Origin of the sequence: Kitasatospora sp. SC0581 (assembly GCF_048159585.1) — a bacterium.
Lineage (GTDB): Bacteria > Actinomycetota > Actinomycetes > Streptomycetales > Streptomycetaceae > Kitasatospora.
The window spans coordinates 1-3698 of sequence record NZ_JBLRWA010000062.1; the positions used below are offsets into that span (position 1 = coordinate 1).

The window sequence follows — 3698 nt, forward strand, 5'->3', positions numbered from 1 at the left end:
ACCTGGGCAAGTTTGCTGAGTTTCACCGCGTGGCTCCCGTGTCGTCGGCGAGAACGCTCGCCCATACCTTCTTCGTCGTGGCCGTCGTCACCACTCCCACGGCGAGCGCCAGGCCGTCGACGAGGATCAGCCCCCGGCCGTGTTCCCCGCAGGCGGTGAAGGCCCCGGGGAGCAGCCGGTCGGGCCGGGAGTCCTCGGCCTCGACCCGGCAGGTACCGCCTCGCTCGTCAAGGCGCACCACGACGACGTCGCCCGGGCCGCTGCCGTGCCGGATCGCGTTGGTCAACAGCTCGGTGAGGACGAGCAGCAGGACGCCGGCGCGTTCACCCCTCACGTCCCACCCCCACTTCCCCAGCTCCGACCGCACCCTGTGACGCACCGCGGGGACCAGGTCCGTGTCCGCCCTGTATCGCCCCTTCCAGCGGCGTACGGTCGGGTGTTCGACGGCCACCATGTGCATCGCTCCCGTCAGCAGGAGCACCTGGACGCGCCCCGGTCGTGGATCGCTTGCGGTGATCAACCCTGGACCGGGACGGTGGACATAACCACTGGCAGAACAGGGACACTTGGTCCCCATTCGGGTGAGCCAAGGGACAAACCGAGGACAGTTCGAGGACACTTCTTCCCGGCCTGTGTGATCTCCGGGCTGGCGGTGGTAGGCAGAGAACGACGCGGTTCGCACGGGCTGCGACGAAGGGACCGTGATGAACCTGCTCGATGCCTTAATCACCCAGTTCGGCATGGACTTTCGCGCGTTCCAGTCCGAGTACCGGCGGACTGCCGCGCTGCTCCACGAAAAGACCGGCGACGCCGCCTTCAGGAACATCGTCCTGACGGAGAAGTCCGTCTCGCGGTGGCGCTCCGGGCACGTTGCCCGACCCCACCACCCGGCGCCCGCAATCCTGAAGCAGCTCTTCGGCAGACCGGTGGAAGAGCTCTTCGCGCCCTTCACCGGCGATCAGGCCCAGATGCTGCGGGCGCCATCTGCTCCTGTGCTCGATGAAAGTGAACTCTCCATGACTGCACGCGATGCCAGCACCCACGCCTCCGACGCGGCCGCTCAGTTGCTACCCGACCTCACGCTCGACCAGCTCGAAGACGATCTCGTGAGCTTGGTCCAGGACACCAGCACGAAGCCGCCGCACGTGGTCTTCGTGTCGGCGAAGGAGGTACTCGGCGTCGCGAAGGTGCTGCTGGACCGCACCCAGGTGCCTTCGCAGTGCCAGCGCCTGTACCTCGTGGCCGGCCAGGCTTCCGCACTACTCTCCGCGTGCGCTTTCGACCTCGGCGCGATACCCCACGCGTTCGAACTGGCCCGGGCGGCTGCACTGTACGGCCAGGTTGCCGAGTACGGACCCCTCCAGGCCTACGCGCACGGGTACTTGGCGGTGCTGTACTACTGGACGGGCAAACCCGCCCAGGCGGTGCGCAAGATCGAGGAGGCAAGGTCGTTTCCCGGCGTGGGCGCCACGGGCAAAGCCCGGCTGGCGGCGATCGCGGCCCGCGCCTACGCGCACCGCGGCCTGATCGAGAACGCGCAGCTGGCCATCGAGGAGAGCCTGGCCGAGCGTGGTCCGGTCGAGGACGACCTCCATGGCATCGGAGGAGAGTTCGACTTCAGCCTTGAGCGGGTCGCCATGAGCAACAGTTCCACCCTGCTGATCCTTCACGACGGACCGGGAGCCGAGGCATCCGCCCGCCGGTCGCTGGAGCTGATCGCGGCCAACTCGACCAGTTCCAACCCGCTCGTTGTGGCTCCGCAGGCCCGAGCCGATCTGACCTCCGCCCTGCTGATGCGCGGCGACCTGGACGGCGCCGCCAACGCTCTCAGCCCGGTGCTCGGTCTTCCTCGGGAGTGGCGCGGGGCCGGACTCACGGCAAGGGTCAATACGATCCAGGCCGCGCTGGCGACGGCAGCCTTCCGTGACGCCCAAGTCGCCCAGGATCTCGCGGAGCGGATCGAGGACTTCACCATCCTTGCGCCCCCGCAGGTCCTGGGAACCGGAACGGCGCGGCTTGCTCTCGGCAGGGGCAACGGCTAGCCGGCGCTCGCCAGGACGGCGCGCTCCTTGTCCGGATCGAGGCCATGCTTCTCCCAACGCCTGTGCGGCACTGGCTTGTTACCGCTTCTGAGCCACGCCCACGTGTCGGCCACGGTCTCCGTCAGAGGGCGGCTGACGAAGCCGGCCTCGACGGCCGAGGTCGCGTCGATCGCGGATGTGCCCGGGTGAGTCCACCACAGCGGCAGCTCGGTCCACTGGCGCAGCCCATGGCGGAGCAGGACGTCGTCCTGCACCCACACCAGGGTCCCGCTGCTCCCGGTCGTGTCCACGCACGCCTGGAGGAGTCCGCCCATCGTCTCCCGCCCGATCGGCGCGGCGAGGTTGTGGACCTGATGGCCCACGCGCAGGGCTTGATCGAGGGCGAACACCGCGACATCCCGCACGTCCACGGGCTGGATACTCCTCGACGGGTCTCCCGGCGCGAGAATCCGTCCGCCTCGCTCGGCCCGGTGCAGCCACCATGGCAGACGCCCGACGTACTCCCCAGGCCCAAGCAGCACGCCGGGTCGCAGAAGGCTCGTCCGGGCAAGGCCGAACGTGTCGGTCACCGCGCGTTCGGTTCCGGCCTTCCTTCGCCCGTAGACGGGGTTGATGCCCGACGTTGCCCCGAGGGGCTGCTCGAGTTCCTGGTCTACACGTACGAGGGCTTCCCATACCGCCGAGTCGGTGCTCAGGGGTTCGGTGGGCCAGCCCTCGTACACGGCCACCGTGGACACGTACACGTACCGGTTGGCGACCAGTTCCAAGGCGCGGGCACCTGCCAGTACGTCGCGAGAGCTGAGAGCCGAGGCGGACGTGTCGATCACGGCGTCCCAGGGGCCGTACTCGTCGGCCAGCCGGGCGAGGTCGTCGGGCCGCTCTCGGTCGCCGTGCACCGCGGTCGCTCCGGGCAAGGCGATTCCGGAGCGGCCTCGCGTGAACGTGGTCACGTCCCAGCCCCGTGTCACCGCGCCGGCCACGACGGCCGGTCCCAGGAACCAGCCGCCGCCCAGGACGAGAATCCTCATGCGGCTGATCCTGCCAGCCACCGGCTCCACCCGCAGCCCTGAGGACAGAAGCGCTCTGACCGTCTCCGGCAGAGTGCCACGGAGCCCGCCCCCTGCTGCCGGGGACGGGCTCCGTGGCTTGCTACTCGCCGCCGAGTGCGAGCCGCACGCGCTCGACCTCGTCTCGGGGGATCGACTGGGTCGGCACGTAGAGCAGTTGCGTGACCGTCCGGTGGGTGCCGGGGTAGGTCCGGCGCTGGTAGATCCGCAGTCGGGGGAAGACGACGGTCTGCTCGGGGTGGGAGAGGTCGAACAGCTGCTCCAGGTCGTGGGGCAGCAGGGTGCCGTCCTCGTCCACCAGGTCGACGTGGCCGGAGGCCAGGGGCTGGTGGGCGGCGATGCCCGGGGTCGTCGGCTCCTCCTGGTTCGGCTCCGGCTCGGCTGTGGGGCCGGGCGGCGGGTCGAGCGGCGCGGCGGCCGAAAGCTCGGCGGGCGGGGTCTCCAGGTCCGGGCCGCCCGCGCCGGCGGTCTTCGCCGCGGGGGCGGCGGCGGGCTTCGTGGTGGGCTTGCGAGCGGCCATCAGTGCGCCTTGAAGGTGCCGTAGACGAAGCTCTCGGGGCGCGGGACTTCGAGGCCGATGCGCTCGGAG

General features: G+C 69.9%; 4 protein-coding genes. 1 reads left to right on the top strand and 3 read right to left on the bottom strand.

What is annotated here, in order from left to right:
- Positions 1-22 precede the first annotated feature (22 nt).
- Positions 23-742, bottom strand: a complete 720-nt coding sequence (locus tag ACLWS4_RS36945) for an ATP-binding protein (RefSeq protein WP_416876413.1) — start codon at positions 740-742, stop codon at positions 23-25.
- Between ACLWS4_RS36945 and ACLWS4_RS36950 the strand changes: the two genes are divergently transcribed.
- Positions 702-2042, top strand: coding sequence for a hypothetical protein (locus tag ACLWS4_RS36950; protein WP_416876416.1), 1341 nt, complete (start codon positions 702-704; stop codon positions 2040-2042). The two genes, ACLWS4_RS36945 and ACLWS4_RS36950, sit on opposite strands and share 41 nt — an antisense overlap.
- On the opposite strand, the gene ACLWS4_RS36955 is transcribed toward ACLWS4_RS36950, so the two are convergent.
- On the bottom strand, positions 2039-3070 hold the full coding sequence (locus ACLWS4_RS36955; RefSeq protein ID WP_416876414.1) for an NAD-dependent epimerase/dehydratase family protein: 1032 nt from the start codon (positions 3068-3070) through the stop codon (positions 2039-2041). The genes ACLWS4_RS36950 and ACLWS4_RS36955 overlap by 4 nt on opposite strands.
- A gap of 121 nt (positions 3071-3191) precedes the next feature.
- Positions 3192-3629 (bottom strand): hypothetical protein, encoded by a 438-nt coding sequence (locus tag ACLWS4_RS36960; protein ID WP_416876415.1) that lies wholly within the window; start codon positions 3627-3629, stop codon positions 3192-3194.
- Between the last annotated feature and the right edge of the window lie 69 nt (positions 3630-3698).